A 16,173-nucleotide genomic window follows, 5' to 3' on the forward strand; every position below is an offset into this window, starting at 1 on the left:
CCTTTGGAGCGCACCACCGGATGAGCTTCACGCTTGCACAGCCGGTTCACAGCGAGCTGCTCATCAAGAAGAGCCGCTTCATCGGCTGCGTGCAGCCGGTGGCCGATCGCGCGGCCGCGCTGGTCGTGGTTGCCTCGCTGCGTGCCGAACACCCTGCGGCTGCGCACGTGTGCTGGGCCTTGATGGCCGGCGGCCAATCGGCCGCGAACGACGACGGCGAACCCGGTGGCACGGCCGGCCGGCCGATGCTGGAAGTGCTGCGCCACCAGCAGGTCGAAGGCGCGCTCGCGACCGTGGTGCGCTACTTCGGCGGCGTGAAACTGGGTGCGGGCGGCCTCGTGCGGGCCTACACCGATGCGGTCGCGCAGGCCCTGCTCGGCGCCACGCTCGTGCCGCTGGTGCACCAGCGCAGCCTCGGTTGCTCGGTGCCTTATGCGCTCGAAGGACTGGTGCGGCGCGAACTCGCCGCCGCTGGCGCGGTGCTCGACGATGTGCAGCACGGCGACGACGTGGCCTTCGCCTTCTCGCTCCCCGAACCCGACGCCGATGCCTTCATCGCCCGTCTCGACGATGCTGCGCAAGGGCGCGTCGTCTGGCCGAAGGCGTAACGCGCTTCGAAGGCACCGCAGGCGCGGGCGCCGTCATCGCGAGAATGCCGCGCGGCGCCACCGGCATCGCCTCGTCGTCGGGCCCGCGCCGCGCCATCTCCGCAGTCACGATGCCGGTCGGCACCGCGAGCACGCCCCAGCCCAGCAGCATCATCACCGAGGCGATCGCACGGCCCAGGTCGGTCTTGGGCACGAGGTCGCCGAAGCCCACCGTGGCCATCGTCGAGATGGCCCAGTAGATCGCCACCGGAATGCTCGTGAAGCCGTGCACCGGCCCCTCGACCACGTACATCAGCGTGCCCATCACCAGCACCACCAGCATCACGAAGCCGACGAACACAGTGATCTTGCGCCGGCTCGATGCCACGGCAGACACCAGCGCGCGGTACTCCACCGAGTAGCGCGATAGTTTGAAGATGCGGAACACACGCAACAACCGCAGGATGCGCACGTCGATCAGGTACGCCATCTCGGGCGCGAAGGCCACCAGAAAGGTCGGCAGCAGCGCGAGCAGGTCGATCACGCCGTAGAAGCTCAGCGCATAGCGCAGTGGCTTGTTCACGCAGCACAGCCGCGCGATGTACTCCAGCGTGAAGAGAATGGTGAACACCCATTCGAGCGCATTGAACAGCGGCCGCCACTGCTCGCGGATCGACTGCACGCTGTCGAGGATCACCACCAGCACGCTGGTGACGATGACCGCGATCAGCGCCAGGTCGAACATCAGGCCCGCGCGCGTGTCGGCCTCGAAGATCACCGTGAACAGCGTGCGCCGCCAGCCGTGCGCGGGCTTGTCGAAGCGCGAGTCGGTGGCCGACGAGATGGCGCGCGAGGGGTGCGTGGCGGAAGGAGTTTCGGAGTTCGGAAGGCTCATGACGCCGCATTGTCATGTCCACAGTCGATTTATTCAGTTACGCTTCTTGCGCAATGAAGTGCCGCAGGCCATGAGTGCGTTCTTACGATAGTCCCTTTCTTGAGGAGCTCCCCTTTGGCTACACAGTCCCCCTTCTTCGGCAAGCGTGATCGTGACACCGACTCGTTGACATCCCGCCCCGCACCGCTCGTCGGTTCGGGCACCAATCTCTCCGGAACCCCCGTCAATCCCTCGTCGCTGACCGCACAGCAAGGCGGCCTGAACCCCGCTGCTGCAACAGCATCTGCTGCCGCCAAGGAAGGCGGCAGCAAGCTCACCGTCGGCCCGAACATCAAGCTCAAGGGCGTGGAGATCACCGACTGCGACACGCTCGTGGTCGAAGGCCTCGTCGAGGCCACCATGGACTCGCGCCTGATGCAGATCGCCGAGCAGGGCGAGTTCAAGGGCTCGGCCGAAATCGACATCGCCGAAATTCGCGGCGTGTTCGACGGCAGCCTCACGGTGCGCGAAAAGCTCGTGATCCACTCGACCGGCAAGGTCACCGGCAAGATCCGCTACGGCAAGATCGTGATCGAGGAAGGCGGCCAGCTTTCCGGCGAAATCAGCTTCGGCGCCAAGCCGTCGCTGCACGCCGCAGGTTAAGGCTCAAGCTTTCGGCGGGATCCACCCAAAGCGCTCCAGCAGGGCACCGGCCGCGGCCGGTGCCTTTTCTTTGGCGCCATTGATGAAGTAGACAAACACGTCGCGCTTCTTCGGCGACACGGCCCAGCCCTGCGCGCGCTCGGCCCAGGTGTCCAGTGCCTTCGGCGCGTAGCCGGTCTTGAGCTTGGCGTCGGCCATCATGAGCCGCGCATAGGCGAAATCGCCTTCGGGCTCCTCGAAGGACGGAAACTTGTCGGCGTCGGTGAACACGGTCGACACCTTGTGCTTCTTCGCGAGCGCCTTGTACGCGGGCACCATGAAGCTCTCATGCCGCACGTCCATCACGTGGCGCAGCACGCGGCTGCCCTCCTTCTTCGGCAGCAGTGCGAGAAAGGCCTCGAAGTCTTCCGCATCGAACTGCTTGGTCGGCATGAACTGCCACACGATAGGCCCCAGCTTGTCGCCGAGCTCGGCCACGCCGCTGTCGATGAAGCGCTTGATCGAATCGCCCGCGCCCGACAGCAGCTTGCGGTTGGTCGCGAAGCGCGAGGCCTTGAGCGAGAACATGAAGTCGGCCGGCGTGTCGTCGTGCCACTTCCTGAAAGTGTCGGGCTTGAAGGTGCTGTAGTAGGTGCCGTTGATCTCGATGGCGCTGACCTTGCGGCTCGCATAGTTCAGCTCCTTCGCGTGCGCGAGCCCCTTGGGATAGAAGTTGTCGCGCCAGGGTTCGTAGGTCCAGCCACCTATGCCCACCTTGATGTTTGCCTTGCTCACATGGCCCTCCGGGTTGAGATCGCCCGCACTCTACGCGCGGTCGCCTCAAGGCGCAAAATGCGCCTTTTCGTCACCCGCGGAGAACCCACCGATGAACGCCCCCCTGCACCGCGAAATGCCCGCCGGCACGCTCGACGCCGAGCGCGCCCTGTCCGACGTCACCGCCCAATGGGACGGCGACATCCTCAAGCAACTCACCGACTACATCGGCATCCCGGCCAAGTCGCCCGGCTTCGACAAGGACTGGTCGGCCAACGGCTACCTCGAGACCGTGCTGCGCAACGCCGCTGCCTGGGTCGAGGCGCAGAAGGTCGAAGGCCTGAAGCTGGAGATCGTGCGCCTCGAAGGCCGCACGCCGGTGCTGTTCTTCGAAGTGCCGGCCACCGGCACCGACATGGGCGAGACCGTGCTGATGTACGGCCACCTCGACAAGCAGCCCGAATTCACCGGCTGGCGCAACGACCTCGGCCCGTGGACGCCCAAGTACGAGAACGGCCTGCTCTACGGCCGCGGCGGCGCCGACGACGGCTACGCGGTGTACGCCAGCATCGCCGCGCTGCAGGCGCTCAAGAGCCAGGGCGCGGCGCACCCGCGCATCGTCGGCCTGATCGAGACCTGCGAGGAAAGCGGCTCCTACGACCTGCTGCCCTACGTCGACGCGCTGCGCCCGCGCCTGGGCAACGTCGAACTGGTGATCTGCCTCGACTCCGGCGCCGGCAACTACGACCAGCTGTGGCTCACCACCTCGCTGCGCGGCATGGCCAGCGGCACGCTCAAGGTGGAAGTGCTGACCGAAGGCATCCACTCCGGCGATGCATCGGGCCTCGTGCCCTCGAGCTTCCGCATCATGCGGCAGGTACTCGACCGCCTCGAAGACAGCGCCACCGGCCGCCTGCTGCCCGCGAGCTTCCACTGCGAAGTGCCGACCGACCGGCTGGCGCAGGCCAGGGCCACTGCCGCCATCCTCGGCGAAGAGGTCTACAAGCGCTTCCCGTGGGCGCACTACGACTGCGGCGGCTCGACCATGTTCGCGCTGCCGACCACCACCGATCCGGTCGAGGCCCTGCTCAACCGCACCTGGAAGCCCACGCTGTCGGTGACCGGCGCCGAAGGCTTCCCGGCGCTGAAGGACGCTGGCAACGTGCTGCGCCCGTACACCGCCTTCAAGCTGTCGCTGCGCCTGCCCCCGCTGGTCGATGCAGCCGAGGCGGTGCAGAACCTCAAGACGCTGCTGGAAGACAACGCGCCCTACCAGGCCCGCGTGACCTTCGAGAGCAACGGCGGCGCCACCGGCTGGAACGCACCCACCATCACGCCGTGGTTCGAGGACGCACTCAACAAGGCCTCGCAGGCGCACTTCGGCGCGTCGTGCGGCTACATCGGCCAGGGCGGCACGATCCCGCTGATGAACATGCTCAGCGCCGGCTTCCCGAAGGCGCAGATGATGGTCTGCGGCGTGCTCGGCCCGAAGAGCAACGCGCACGGCCCCAATGAGTTCCTGCACGTGCCCTATGCCAAGAAGCTCACCGCGGCCGTGGCCGAAGTGATCGCTGCATTGCCGGCTGCGCACCGCGCGGCAACATCGGAGCCGGTGGCCGCTTGAGCGAGGCGCTGCCTTTGCCGCAGCGCGTTTCGCTGTCGACCCCGGACGGCGAGACGCTCGCCCTGCGCCGACTGCCGGCGCCCGGCCCGGCGCGCGCCGTGATCGTCGTGGTCCACGGGCTCGGCGAGCATGCGGGCCGCTATCACGCACTCGCGGAATGCCTGCACGAATGGAACTTCGCCGTGTGGGCGCACGACCACTACGGGCACGGCGAATCGACCGGCGCGCGCGGCGGCCTGCCCAGCGAGTTGCGGCTGGTCGACGACCTTGCACTCGTGATCGACGATGCGCGCCGCGAGAACCCCGGCCTGCCGCTGGTGCTGTTGGGGCACAGCCTCGGCGGGCTCGTCGCCGCGAGCCTGGTGGCGCGCGGTGTGCGGCAAGTCGAGGGGCTGGTGCTCTCCTCTCCGGGGCTCGACCCGGGCCTGAGCGGCTTCCAGAAGGCGCTGCTCGCGGTGCTGCCGCGCATCGCGCCGAACCTGCGCGTGGGCAACGGCCTCGACGACAACTACCTCTCGCATGACCCGGCCGTGGTGCAGGCCTACCGCGACGATCCGCTCACGCACGACCGCATCGGCAGTCGCCTCGCGCGCTTCCTGGCGTACGAAGGCGAGACGGTGCAGCAGCGGGCTGCGAACTGGCCCGTGCCTACATTGCTTCTCTATGCGGGTGACGACCGCCTGGTGATGCCTGCCGCCAGTCGCGCATTCGCTGCGGCCACGGCATCAGGCGGCATGGTCGAGGCGCATTGCTTCGACTCGCTGTATCACGAGATCTTCAACGAACTCGAAGCCGACGCGGTCTTCGCGGCCCTGCAAAGCTGGCTCAACCGGCGCTTTCCGCCGCTGGCCTGACGGCGCGCTTGCGCGCCAGCCAGATCAGCGCGGCGCCCGTCAGCGCCACAGGCACCAGCGAGCCGAAGTTCAGCAGCTGCCAGCCCTGCGTGGTCACCAGCACGCCCGAGGCGAACGAAGTCACCGCCAGCGTCGCGAACACGCAGAAGTTGAGCGCGCCCTGCGCACGGTCGCGCTCCTCGGCGGTGTAGGCTGTGAGCGAGAGCGTGGTGCTGCCGGTGAACAGGAAATTCCAGCCCACGCCCAGCAGGAACAACGCGACGATGAAGTGATGCAGCTCCACGCCCGAGAGCGCGATGGCGATGCAGCCGAGGTTGAGCACCAGCCCCACGCCCATCACCGGCAGCGCGCCGAAGCGGCGGATCAGGTGGCCGGTGAAGAAGCCCGGCGCGAACATGCCAATCACGTGCCATTCGAGCACCAGCGCTGCGTCGGAAAACGGCAGGCTGCAGATCTGCATCGCGATGGGCGTTGCGGCCATCAGCAGGTTCATCACGCCATAGCCCAGCGCGCCCGCGGCGGCCGCCACGATGAACACCGGCTGCCGCATGATCTCGGCCAGCGGGCGCCCGCCGGCCGCCTCCTTGCGCGTGGGCGCAGCCGGGAATTCGATGAAGTGCATCACCGCCATCGACAGCAGCGCCACCAGGGCCAGCGCAATGTAGGCGCCGGCGAACGGCACCGCAAAGGCTTCGCGCGTGGCGGTGGCGAGATTCGGCCCGGCGACCGCGCCGATCAGCCCGCCCGCCATCACCATCGACACCGCCTTCTCGCGCCAGGCCGGCGCTGCCAGCTCGGCCGCAGCGAAGCGATAGAGCCCCGCGTTGGCGTTGTAGTAGCCCGCAACCACCGTGGCGAAGCACAGCAGCCAGAAGTTCTTCGTGACCGCCGCAAAGCAGCACAGCAGCGACGATGCCACCGCCACCGCCAGCCCGATCTGGAACGAGCCGCGCCGGCCGAAGCGCTGCTGCGTGCGCGCCACCAGTCCGGTGCTGAGCGCGCCGCCCACCACGTAGCTCATCACCGGCAGTGTTGCCATCCAGCCGTGCGGCGCGATGGCCAGCCCCACCAGCCCGTTGATGGCGATGAAGGTCACGTTGTTCGTCAGAAGCAGGCCCTGGCAGATGGCGAGCAGCCACAAGTTGCGGTTCATGGCGCCGTCTCCCGGATCGCGCGCTGCAGGTCGCGCTCGATTTCGCTGAAGGCGATGGGCGGCAGCTCGCTCAGCGTGCCTTCGGTGCCGTCGAGCGCCACCGCGCGCACGGTCTGCAGTTCCTTGCCGTCGGGGCTGTCCTGCACGAACCAGCCCTCCTCCAGTTGCAGGCAGATGCGGCGCCCGCCGGGCACGGCCTTGTTGAAGCTGTTGACCATGCCGCCGTCGCCCACCTCGCGCTGCCAGCCGCGCGTTTCCAGGCCCATGAGGGCGGCGTTCGATACGGCGCGGCCGCTCCAGTGCGGGAGTTCGCGGCGGGTGCGCAGGGCCTCGTCGAGCACGAAGGCCGGGCGCATCAGCTGCTCGAAGGGCTGCATGATTTCGTAGTCGGCCAGCACGGCGGCCCATGCGGTCGCCAGCGACGGGTCGAGGGCTGCAATCTCCAGCGGATGCGGCAGGCCGATGCGCGTGCTCTCGGGCAGCTTCACCGCGTCGTCCTGCAGGTCGGCCAGCTCGCCTTCGGCGCTGACGCGAAAGGTGCCTTCGAGCTTGTCCGATGCGTCGAACAAGCCCCAGACCAGCGGCCGGCTGAAGACGCGCAGCACCGGGTGGTTGGCGAAGAAGGGCATGAACTCGTCGGGGGCCCATCGACGCTGTGCGCACATCGCGGCCTCCAGTCGCTTGATCTGCGTGGTGGCGACGGTCTTTGCCAGCTTGCGTAGCTCCTTCAGCTGGGTGGTCGCGGCGGCGGCCTTGCCGGCGTCGTCGTTCGCACCCGGCTTGGGCAGCGTCTTGAGTGCCTTGCCCCTGGCGTCGTGCACCACGGGCTGGAAGTTGTCGTCCATGCGCACCTCGAAGCTGCGCGGGCCGAAGTCGAGCGTCAGGCGCGCGCGGGTGTCGAGGCCCAGGTCGGGCACGGTGCGGTCGGCCAGCTGGTCGAGGCTGAGGCCGCGCTGCTCGGCCACTTCGCCGAGCATGCGGTCGGCGCGGGTGCGCAGGTCGTCGTGGCGGGTCTGGCGCGCGAGTTCGGCCAGGTGCATCAATGCGGCATCGCTGCCGATTTCGCCGAGCATCACCATCGCGTCGTAGGCGCGCACACGGTCGAGGGCGGCGCGCCACTGGCGCAGCAGGCCGTAGAGCTGGCGGGCGGTTTCTCCGTCGCCCAGGCGGCCCTGCAGCGCGAACATCCAGCGCTCCTTGGCCGGGCGGCCATTGCCGATCCACCAGGCCAGCAGCGCGCGGCCGAAACGCGCGAGGGAATCGGGCGTGAGCACGTCCAGCAGCGGGGCGAGCCCCGGATAGGGCGCGTCGGGCTTGCCGAGCATCATCGCCATCAGTACGTCGGGCACCACGTCTTGCGGCAGCGCGAGGCCACCTTCCTTGAGGATCAGGCGGGGCAGCGTCGCCAGCGGCAAGGTCTTCGGCACCACGGGCAGGTTGTCGGGCAGCAGCTCTTGGGGGGCGATGGCCAGCAGCTGCGCCACCGCGTCGGCGGCTTCGGCGCCGTAGGCACGGGCCTGGTTGCGCACTGCGTCGGCGTGGCCGGCATCGTGCAGCCAGCGCAGCGCGGCTTGCGCCGCCTCGTGCGCAGGGCCGGGCTCACCCAGCGCGATGGGAACGAGTCCGCGTGCGGCCGCATCCGGGTAGCGCGCCAGCCACTCGCCCGCTTCGCGCCGGACCCAGCGGTTGGTGTGGAAGCCCTTGGCGATCCAGCCGGCGAGCGGGTCCCATTCGATGACCGATGCCAGCTCGAACATCGCGCGCGAGCCCTGCTTGAGGAAGCGCGGCAGTCCCGGCAGCGCGGCCGCGCCGAATGCATGGAGGATGGGGCGCACGCGCGAGACGTCGCCCATGTAGAGCTCGGGCGCGGGCCCGAGCGTGAACACTGCGATGGCCAGCGGTTCGGGCAGGTGCCAGATGTATTCGGCAACGCTCCAGTGGGTGGCCGGAGGTTCGCCGAAGTCTTCCGGCCCGATCTCGCGGTCGTTCGCCGCGACGGCCTCGATGAGCTCGGGGCGCAGGCCCAGCATCCACAGGGCCTTGTGCACCTTGCCGCCCTCGCGGATCTCCGCGGGTGCGTTGGGCTGGTTGCGCGCGAATTCGTCCATCCACTGGTCGGCGCGTTCGCGCGAGACGCGGAGCTCGCGGGTCAGCCAGTCGGACGATTCGCCCGTGGCCTGCAGGTACTGCGGCGGCGGCAGATTGCTCCAGTGCAGCAGCGCCGTTGGTGGCAGTGGCTGCAGCGCCAGCGTCGGAATGACGGGCAGCGCCTGCCGGTTCTTCCAGGGCGGGCGCCGCAGCAGCGCGGGCCAGGCGTCAGGGGCGGCATCGGTCACGCCGGCGGAGCTGTCTTCCTGCAGGCGCGCGAGCGTCTTGCGCTGGCTGTCGTCGCAGGAGGTCTCCAGCGGTTGCTGCCACTCAGGGTTCGCGGCCAGCAGTTCCAGGATCAGCGCGGCGCCGGCCTGGTGCCGCGCCGGGTTCGCCGACAGCAGCTCGCGCAGCACGAACAGCGGCCAACGCGCAGCTTGCTTGACGAGGGCGTTCTTGCAGTCGATCTGCTTGACCTGGGCCACGAAGAAACGCACGACAGCCGCGTCGTGGATGGCCAGCAGGTCGGTAACGGCTTCCTTGTGCGGGGACGGCTCGAAGAACAGTTCGGCCGCCGCGGCGCCGTGCATGTCGAGCATGCGCAGCCGTGCGGCGCGCGGCGGATAGAAGCTGGAACGGTGGCGGCGAAAGAAGTCGAGGCTGTCGGCCAGACCGCGCTCGTCAGACAGCGAGCCGCCGCACTGGCCGCAGGGCCGGTCGTTGAACTGTGCGAGCGCTTCGCGCATGCCCTTGGACCACCGCACGGTGCCATCGGGCTGCGCGTCCAGACCTTCTTCTTTCGACTTGCGACTGCCCGCCATGCCATTGCTCTCCATTGATGCCAGCGGGATTGTCGGTGAACGCGTTCGGGCCAAAAAAAAAGCGCCCTCGCGGGCGCCGGAATCCTGGAGAACGCAGTCCTTCAGTTCAGGACTGCTTGCCTTGCAGCAGACCGCTGAGCGAACCCAGCAGGTCGTCATGATTGCCCAGACCCTGGTCGGGGACCTTGCCGTGCGGCGTGAGCTGGTCGATGAGCGCCGGCAGCATGGTGGCGAGCATCGGCAGCAGCGTTTGCGCATTGATGCCGAGCTTGGATGCGATGCTGGCGATGGTGTCGCTGCCCAGTGCGTTCTGCAGCTGATCGCCCGACACCGGCTGGTTTTCTCCCTTGCCGATCCACGAGCCGATGACGTCGCCCATGCCGGCCTGCTCGAACTTCGAGACCAGACCTCCCAGGCCGCCCTGCCCGCCGTTGTTGGCGAGCAGGCCGCCGAGCGCGCCAGCCAGGCCTCCCAGATCGCCCAATCCGCCGCCTTGCGGTTGCTGCTGTTGCGCAGCGCCTCCGAGCACTTGACCGAGTACCGAATCGAGCAATCCCATGGCTGTTTCCTTGGTGTGTGACAGAACCGTCTGCATTGTTAAATGCCGCGGACCGTAAGCAGAAAGTGGCACGCCCACTTTCAAACTGGCAACGTGACAAATTACTTGGTACGTGCTGTCCGTTTGGGGAGCAATGCGGGGCTGACCCCTTGCACGCCCACCAGGCCCAGCACGGTAACCAGCGAATTCTGCGCGCCTTTCCATGCATCTGTCACGTCAATGGACTCGCTCAACGAATGGAATCCGGAGGCCTTGCCGCCACCGCCGACGATGATCGCGGGAATGCCCAGCGCGATCGGTACATTGGCATCGGTGCTGCCGCCGCGCAGCAGGGTCTTGTTGCCGAAGGCGGCGTTCGAGCGGATCGCGGCCTCGACGATCACCGAGTCGGGCGGCGTGCGGCCGCCGGGGCGGTCGCCGATGAGCTTGATGCTGGCGCTCAGCGTGCTCACGTTCCAGCGCTTGTTTTCCTCGACCACGGCTTCGTCGATGGCGGCCAGGATCTTCTTTTCGGCCTCCAGCAGCGAGGCCATGTCGTCCGAGCGGATGTCGATGGCCATGCGCGCATCTGGCGCGATGGTGTTGACCGAAGTGCCGCCGCCGACCGTGCCGACAGTGAACGTTGTCTTCGGGAAACTCGGCGTGCGGATATCGGCGATCTTCGCGATGGCGCGGCCCATGCCGTGGATGGCGCTGGGCACCTGGCCGAACGCGCCGAAGCTGTGGCCGCCCGGGCCCTGGAACGTGACTTCGTAGCGGTGGCTCGCGGTGCCGAGCACCAGCACCGCGCCCGGCGACGACGGCTCCAGTCCCACCATGCCGTCGATGTCGAGGTTGTCGCGAAAGATCGCCTTCATGCCGCGCAGGTTGCCGAGTTCTTCCTCGCCGACGTTGGCGACGATCATCAGGTCGCCTACCGTCTGGATCTTGTTGTCGTTCAGCACCTTGAGCCACGACAGCAGCACCGACAGGCCGCGCGTGTCGTCCGCGATGCCGGGTGCGTGCAGCCGGCCGTCGTGCTCCTTCACCTTCACGTCGGTGCCGGCGGGGAACACGGTGTCGAGGTGGGCCGAGATCAGCAGCTTCGGGCCGCCGCCGATGCCCTTGCGCAGACCGACCACGTTGCCTTCGGCGTCGATCTTCGCGTGCGTCAGCCCCAGCGCCTTCATGCGCGCGAGAAACGCTTCGGCGCGCTTGTGCTCCTTGAAAGGCGGAGCCTCGATCTCGGTCAGCGCCTTCAGGTCTTCGACCGAGCGTTCATGGTCGGCCTTGACCGCGTCGAGCAGCTTCTGGATGGCGGGCGAGGCCATCAGCTGGGTGTAGGCCTTGTCGACCTCGGGGCTGACTTGCGCGGGCGTGGGGGCGACGGCCTGGCTTTGGGCGAGCGCGCCCTGTGAGGCGCAGAGCAGCGCGGCCAGGATGAAAGGGGCAAGGCGCAGCGAACTTGGCGAGCGGGACATGGGCCAAAAGTCCTTCTTTTGTCTTAACGAAGTAACGATTGTTTCCCAAGCTTTCCGCATGCGCGTCGCGGAAAACACCCACCTCGCGGTCCTGCCTAGAGCCCGGCCAGGGACACCAGCGCGGCCAGTGCCGCCGTTTCGGCGCGCAGCACGCGCGCACCCAGGGTGATGGGAGCGAAGCCGCGGGCGATGGCCTGCTGTTCTTCGGTGCTGCTCAGGCCGCCTTCGGGGCCGCTCAATACAGTCACGCCTTGGTCGTTCGGGGCCTGAAGCGTGTCGGCGAGGCTGCGGGTGCCCTCGGCAAGGCTCAGCACAAGGCGCACGGCCGAGGCTTCATTGGCTTCGAGCCAGCCCGTGAAGGACTGCACCGGATGGATCACCGGCACCCGGTTGCGCCCGCACTGCTCGCAGGCCGCGACCGCGATCGCCTCCCAATGCGCCCGCTTCTTCTCGGCGCGCTCGCCCGACAGGCGCAGCACGCCGTGGGCGGTGGCCAGCGGCTGGATGCTCGCCACGCCGAGCTCGGTGGCTTTTTCAACCAGCCAGTCCATGCGCTCGTTGGCCGGCATGCCGACCGCGAGGTGCACGGCGCGCGGCGCTTCGCGCTCCACCGGCAGGTGGTCGCCGACCGCCACCGCGACGTCGCTGCGGCCCATGCGCTCGACCGTAGCGGCGTACTCCCCGCCCGCGCCGTCGAACAGCGTGAGCGCGTCGCCGGGCTGCATCCGCAGCACCTGCACATGGCGCGCGGCACCCGCCGGCAGCGCCAGGCTGGCGCCGGCGCTCAGCGGCACGGAACAGTGAAAACGCGGCATGCTATGAAATCGATAGCTGCGAGCGACCGTTGTACGGCCGTCACAGGGTGGTGCTTTTTCAGTTTTCCTTCAGACACGGCCGTAGGCGAAGCCCGTGATGGCCGAAGTGCCCTCGATTTCGTCGATCACGCGCAGCAGCGGCGTCAGCTCCATGTAGCGGCTGGCGGTGGCGCGGATGTAGGCAATGAAGCGCGGCGTGTCGGCCAGGTACTTGGGCTTGCCGTCGCGCAGCGTGAGGCGCGCGAAGATGCCGGGCACCTTCAGATGGCGCTGCAGGCCCATCCACTCGACCGCGCGGTAGAAGGCGCCGAAGTCTTCGTCGACCGGCAGGCCGGCCTTGCGCGCAGCCGTCCAGTAGCGGATCGTGATGTCGAGCACGAACTCCTCGTCCCAGCTCAGGAAGGCATCGCGCATCAGGCTGGCGATGTCGTAGGTGATGGGGCCGTACACGGCGTCCTGGAAGTCGAGTACGCCGAGTGCCGCTCCGTTGCCGATCATCAGGTTGCGCGGCATGAAGTCGCGGTGCACATAGACGCTGGGCGATGCGAGGTTGCTGTCGACGATCAGCTTGAAGCTGCGCTCGAGCCGCTCCTTCAGCTTGCCTTCGACGGCGATGCCGCGGTGGCGGCCGATGTACCACTCGGGGAACAGCGCCAGTTCGCGCTCGAGCAGCGCCCGGTCGTAGGGCGGCAGCACGTCGGGTTTGGAAGCAAGCTGCCAGCGGATCAGCGCGTCGATGGCCTGGTCGTAGAGCGGGCGGCTCGCGTCGGGCTTCGCCGGATCGATCACGTCCAGCATGGTCTGGCGGCCCAGGTCGTCGAGCAGGAGAAAGCCGTTCGGCTTGTCCCATTCGAGCACCGTGGGGGCGAGCACGCCGGCGCCGGCCATCAGCTGCGCCACCTGGACGAAGGGGGCGCTGTTTTCCTTGTCCGGCGGCGCGTCCATCACGATGCGAGTGGGCGCGGCGGGGTCGGTGGAGTCGAGGCGGAAGTAGCGGCGAAAGCTCGCGTCGACCGAGGCGAGCCGCACGGTGCCCGGCAGCAGCTGGTGGGCGGGCGCGATGGCGGCCAGCCAGCCCCGGAACACTTCGGCCCGCTGCGGATCAGTCCAGAGGATGGTCTCGGCGGGGCTTGGGGCTAATGAGGCCGGAGTCGGGGATGCTGTCATGGATAATCGATTCTACAAATCCGCCTGGCGCGGCAATCCCCCTTGGCCGGCTTCCGGCCGATGCGGGTTGCTGCCGGCCCCTGCAACCCGCCGGCCTGCCGCGCCGTCCCCCGACGATTTTTCGTTCCGAACCGATGCCTACGACCCAAAGCCCTCACGCTTGGCACCTTGTGCGCTCGCTGCCCTTCCCGGGCGAGTCGACCGCTTTCCTCGGAACGGCCGGGCGGGAGGCCTGATGAACCGACGTCGTGTTGCCCCGCGGCGCTCGCGCCCGCCGCTACCGCTGGCTGTTCTGTCGCTGGCCCTGATGCATGCGCATGGCGCCTCGGCGCAGACGGCCGGCAACTTCGACGCCCCGCTCACGCTGAAGCGCACGCCGCTGCTGACTGAAACCCTGACGCCCGCGGACCGTGGCCAGATGCCCAGCATCGTCACCGGCGACCGCATCTCCGGCCGGCCCGACCTGGAAACCGTGGTCGAGGGCAACGCTACGCTGCGGCGCGGCGCGGTGTCCATCACCGCCGACCGGCTCGAGTACTACCAGCCCGACGACCGCGCCAAGGCCACCGGCAACGTGCGCGTCAACCAGGCCGGCAACGTGTACGAAGGCCCCGAGCTGCAGCTCAAGCTCGAGACCTTCGAGGGCTTCTTCAACAACGTGCGCTACCAGTTCCTCGTGAACGAAGCGCATGGCGAGGCCAAGCGCATCGACTTTGTCGACGCCAACGTGTCGATCGCCCGCGAAGCCACCTACACCACCTGCCGCCGCGAGGACTTCCCGGGCTGGATGCCGGCCTGGCTGCTGACCGCGACCACGATGACCACGGACACCGAGGAAAACGAGGGCGTGGCCAAGAATGCGCGGCTGAGCTTCATGGGCATCACCACGCCGCCCATTCCGAGCGTGAGCTTTCCGCTGTCGAACGAGCGCAAGAGCGGCCTGCTGCCGCCCACCATCGGCATCGACAACACCAACGGCATCGAGATCGCGCAGCCGTACTACTGGAACATCGCGCCCAACCGCGACGCCACGATCACGCCGACGATCATGAGCAAGCGTGGCATCAATTTCAGCAACGAGTTCCGCTACCTCGAGAAGGGATACAACGGAACGATCCGCTTCGACCTGATGGGCAGCGACCGCCTGATGGGCCAGCGCTACCCTGATCTCAGCAGCACCAAGCGCTGGGGCGTGTGGGGCACGCATCACCAGGACTTCGATGCCAAGGCGCTGGGCCTCGACTCGCTGTCGGCCAACATCAGCATCAACCGGGTAAGCGACAACGACTACTGGCGCGACTTCACGCGCACGCCGTCGCTCGCGCAGCGCCAGCTGCCCAACGATGCATCGCTCAACTGGAGCAAGGGCGACTGGAGCGGCATCGTCCGCACGCTGAAGTACCAGAACCTGCAGTACGACCTGTCGCCGATCGTGCCGGCGTACGACAAGATGCCGCAGATCACGGCCAACTACAACAAGTACGACTGGCACGGCTTCGACGTTTCGCTGAACCTGGACTACACGCACTTCCGCGTGAACACGATCCTGCCGTCGCAACTCGGCTACGACGCCACCCAGCAATCGCAGCCCGACGGCGACCGCGCCATGGCCGTCGCCTCGATCAGCCGCCCGTTCATCACGCCGAGCTCGTTCGTCATCCCCAAGCTGATGCTGAACGCGGCCTCGTACAACTACTACCTGCCGCAGTCGTCCATTCCGACGGTCACGGTCAACGGCGTCCAGTACGTCAACGGCCAGGTCTACAACCCGAGCTCGCTGTATTTCTTCCCGACTTCCAGCAACCGCGTGGTGCCGACCTTCAGCCTCGACAGCGGCCTGACCTTCGAGCGCGACGCCAATTACTTCGGGCGCGCCTTCCGCCAGACGCTGGAGCCGCGCGCCTACTACGTCTACACGCCGTATCGCAACCAGAGCATGCTGCCGAACTACGATTCGGCGGCCAACGACTTCAGCTTCGCGACCATCTACACCGAGAACGCGTTCTCGGGCGGCGACCGCGTCTCGGACACCAATGCCCTCACGCTCGGCGTGACCTCGCGACTGATCGATCCGGCCACCGGCGTCGAGGCCGCGCGCTTCGGCATCGCGCAGCGGCTGCGCTTCAGCGACCAGAAGGTCACGCTGCCCGGCGGCACGCCGGTGACCGACCGCGCGAGCGACCTGCTCGTGGGCGCCCAGATCAACTGGACGCCCAAGTGGAGCCTGGACACCCTCGTGCAGTACAACCCCGACACGCGCAAGTCGGAGCGCTCGGCCATCAGCGCGCGCTACAACCCCGAGCCGTATCACAACCTGAGCGCGGCCTTCCGCTATCAGGCGCCAAGCACCCCGACCGCGACCGACGGCAGCAAGTCGATCGACGTGGGCTGGCAATGGCCCATCAACGACCTGTGGGGCGACAAGGGCAAGAACCTCGGCCCCGGCAAGGGCCAGGGCGGCGGACGCTGGTATGCGGTCGGCCGGCTCAACTACAGCCTGCAGGACAAGAAACTCACGGACGGCGTGCTCGGCTTCGAGTACGACGGCTGCTGCTGGATCGGGCGCGTGGTGCTGCAGCGCATCACCACGGGCCAGGTGACGGCGAACACCCGCATCATGTTCCAGCTCGAATTCGTCGGCTTCTCCAGCATCGGCTCCAGCCCCATGCAGGCCCTGCGGCAGAACATCCAGCGCTACGAACCCCTGCGCCAACCGGGCGAAGCGCCGAGCCGCTTCACCAATTACGACTGAGAC

General features: G+C 67.8%; 13 protein-coding genes. 5 read left to right on the top strand and 8 right to left on the bottom strand.

The window, feature by feature from the left end; all coding sequences use genetic code 11:
- Window positions 1-20 precede the first annotated feature (20 nt).
- Window positions 21-608, top strand: coding sequence for an IMPACT family protein (locus tag NWF24_RS32350; protein ID WP_258352091.1), 588 nt, complete (start codon window positions 21-23; stop codon window positions 606-608).
- Here the strand turns inward: NWF24_RS32350 and NWF24_RS32355 are convergent.
- The gene (locus NWF24_RS32355) at window positions 553-1,482 is read right to left on the bottom strand and encodes an ion transporter (protein ID WP_258352092.1); all 930 of its coding nucleotides are present in this window, start codon (window positions 1,480-1,482) and stop codon (window positions 553-555) included. The two genes, NWF24_RS32350 and NWF24_RS32355, sit on opposite strands and share 56 nt — an antisense overlap.
- 114 nt (window positions 1,483-1,596) lie before the next feature.
- On the opposite strand from NWF24_RS32355, the gene NWF24_RS32360 reads away from it, so the two are divergent.
- Window positions 1,597-2,124, top strand: a complete 528-nt coding sequence (locus NWF24_RS32360) for a bactofilin family protein (RefSeq protein WP_258352093.1) — start codon at window positions 1,597-1,599, stop codon at window positions 2,122-2,124.
- Between the two features lie 3 nt (window positions 2,125-2,127).
- Here NWF24_RS32360 and NWF24_RS32365 read toward each other — a convergent pair whose 3' ends face one another.
- Window positions 2,128-2,898, bottom strand: a complete 771-nt coding sequence (locus NWF24_RS32365; RefSeq protein ID WP_258352094.1) for a DUF72 domain-containing protein — start codon at window positions 2,896-2,898, stop codon at window positions 2,128-2,130.
- A 91-nt stretch (window positions 2,899-2,989) separates the two neighbouring features.
- Here NWF24_RS32365 and NWF24_RS32370 point away from each other — a divergent pair, with 91 nt between their 5' ends.
- On the top strand, window positions 2,990-4,501 hold the full coding sequence (locus NWF24_RS32370; protein ID WP_258352095.1) for a M20 family metallopeptidase: 1,512 nt from the start codon (window positions 2,990-2,992) through the stop codon (window positions 4,499-4,501).
- Window positions 4,498-5,355, top strand: a complete 858-nt coding sequence (locus NWF24_RS32375; RefSeq protein ID WP_258352096.1) for an alpha/beta hydrolase — start codon at window positions 4,498-4,500, stop codon at window positions 5,353-5,355. The genes NWF24_RS32370 and NWF24_RS32375 overlap by 4 nt, the downstream gene beginning before the upstream one ends.
- Here NWF24_RS32375 and NWF24_RS32380 read toward each other — a convergent pair.
- The 6 genes from NWF24_RS32380 to NWF24_RS32405 form a co-directional block, all read right to left on the bottom strand.
- Entirely contained in the window at window positions 5,327-6,508 is a 1,182-nt protein-coding gene (locus tag NWF24_RS32380) for an MFS transporter (protein WP_258352097.1), read from the bottom strand. The genes NWF24_RS32375 and NWF24_RS32380 overlap by 29 nt on opposite strands.
- Window positions 6,505-9,417 carry a DUF4132 domain-containing protein gene (locus NWF24_RS32385; protein WP_258352098.1) on the bottom strand — a complete coding sequence of 971 codons (2,913 nt, stop codon included), beginning with the start codon at window positions 9,415-9,417 and terminating at the stop codon, window positions 6,505-6,507. The genes NWF24_RS32380 and NWF24_RS32385 overlap by 4 nt, the downstream gene beginning before the upstream one ends.
- A 106-nt stretch (window positions 9,418-9,523) precedes the next feature.
- On the bottom strand, window positions 9,524-9,976 hold the full coding sequence (locus NWF24_RS32390; RefSeq protein WP_218132223.1) for a YidB family protein: 453 nt from the start codon (window positions 9,974-9,976) through the stop codon (window positions 9,524-9,526).
- A gap of 101 nt (window positions 9,977-10,077) precedes the next feature.
- Entirely contained in the window at window positions 10,078-11,436 is a 1,359-nt protein-coding gene (locus NWF24_RS32395; protein WP_258352099.1) for a M20/M25/M40 family metallo-hydrolase, read from the bottom strand.
- 95 nt (window positions 11,437-11,531) lie between these two features.
- Window positions 11,532-12,251 carry a 16S rRNA (uracil(1498)-N(3))-methyltransferase gene (locus NWF24_RS32400; RefSeq protein ID WP_258352100.1) on the bottom strand — a complete coding sequence of 240 codons (720 nt, stop codon included), beginning with the start codon at window positions 12,249-12,251 and terminating at the stop codon, window positions 11,532-11,534.
- 69 nt (window positions 12,252-12,320) lie between these two features.
- Window positions 12,321-13,418 (bottom strand): aminoglycoside phosphotransferase family protein, encoded by a 1,098-nt coding sequence (locus NWF24_RS32405; protein WP_258352101.1) that lies wholly within the window; start codon window positions 13,416-13,418, stop codon window positions 12,321-12,323.
- A 235-nt stretch (window positions 13,419-13,653) separates the two neighbouring features.
- Between NWF24_RS32405 and NWF24_RS32410 the strand changes: the two genes are divergently transcribed.
- A complete protein-coding gene (locus NWF24_RS32410) occupies window positions 13,654-16,170 on the top strand; it encodes an LPS-assembly protein LptD (protein WP_258352102.1) in 2,517 nt (838 codons plus the stop codon).
- Window positions 16,171-16,173: the final 3 nt, after the last annotated feature.

The organism is Variovorax paradoxus, from assembly GCF_024734665.1.
In the GTDB taxonomy this organism is placed as follows: Bacteria; Pseudomonadota; Gammaproteobacteria; order Burkholderiales; family Burkholderiaceae_C; genus Variovorax.

Excerpts from the sequence above, each read along its gene's own strand:
- NWF24_RS32380 (WP_258352097.1), bottom strand. The coding sequence starts at position 6,508 with ATGAACCGCAACTTGTGGCTGCTCGCCATCTGCCAGGGCCTGCTTCTG.
- NWF24_RS32410 (WP_258352102.1), top strand. The coding sequence starts at position 13,654 with ATGAACCGACGTCGTGTTGCCCCGCGGCGCTCGCGCCCGCCGCTACCG.
- NWF24_RS32390 (WP_218132223.1), bottom strand. The coding sequence starts at position 9,976 with ATGGGATTGCTCGATTCGGTACTCGGTCAAGTGCTCGGAGGCGCTGCG.
- NWF24_RS32400 (WP_258352100.1), bottom strand. The coding sequence starts at position 12,251 with ATGCCGCGTTTTCACTGTTCCGTGCCGCTGAGCGCCGGCGCCAGCCTG.
- NWF24_RS32385 (WP_258352098.1), bottom strand. The coding sequence starts at position 9,417 with ATGGCGGGCAGTCGCAAGTCGAAAGAAGAAGGTCTGGACGCGCAGCCC.
- NWF24_RS32350 (WP_258352091.1), top strand. The coding sequence starts at position 21 with ATGAGCTTCACGCTTGCACAGCCGGTTCACAGCGAGCTGCTCATCAAG.
- NWF24_RS32405 (WP_258352101.1), bottom strand. The coding sequence starts at position 13,418 with ATGACAGCATCCCCGACTCCGGCCTCATTAGCCCCAAGCCCCGCCGAG.
- NWF24_RS32370 (WP_258352095.1), top strand. The coding sequence starts at position 2,990 with ATGAACGCCCCCCTGCACCGCGAAATGCCCGCCGGCACGCTCGACGCC.
- NWF24_RS32355 (WP_258352092.1), bottom strand. The coding sequence starts at position 1,482 with ATGAGCCTTCCGAACTCCGAAACTCCTTCCGCCACGCACCCCTCGCGC.
- NWF24_RS32395 (WP_258352099.1), bottom strand. The coding sequence starts at position 11,436 with ATGTCCCGCTCGCCAAGTTCGCTGCGCCTTGCCCCTTTCATCCTGGCC.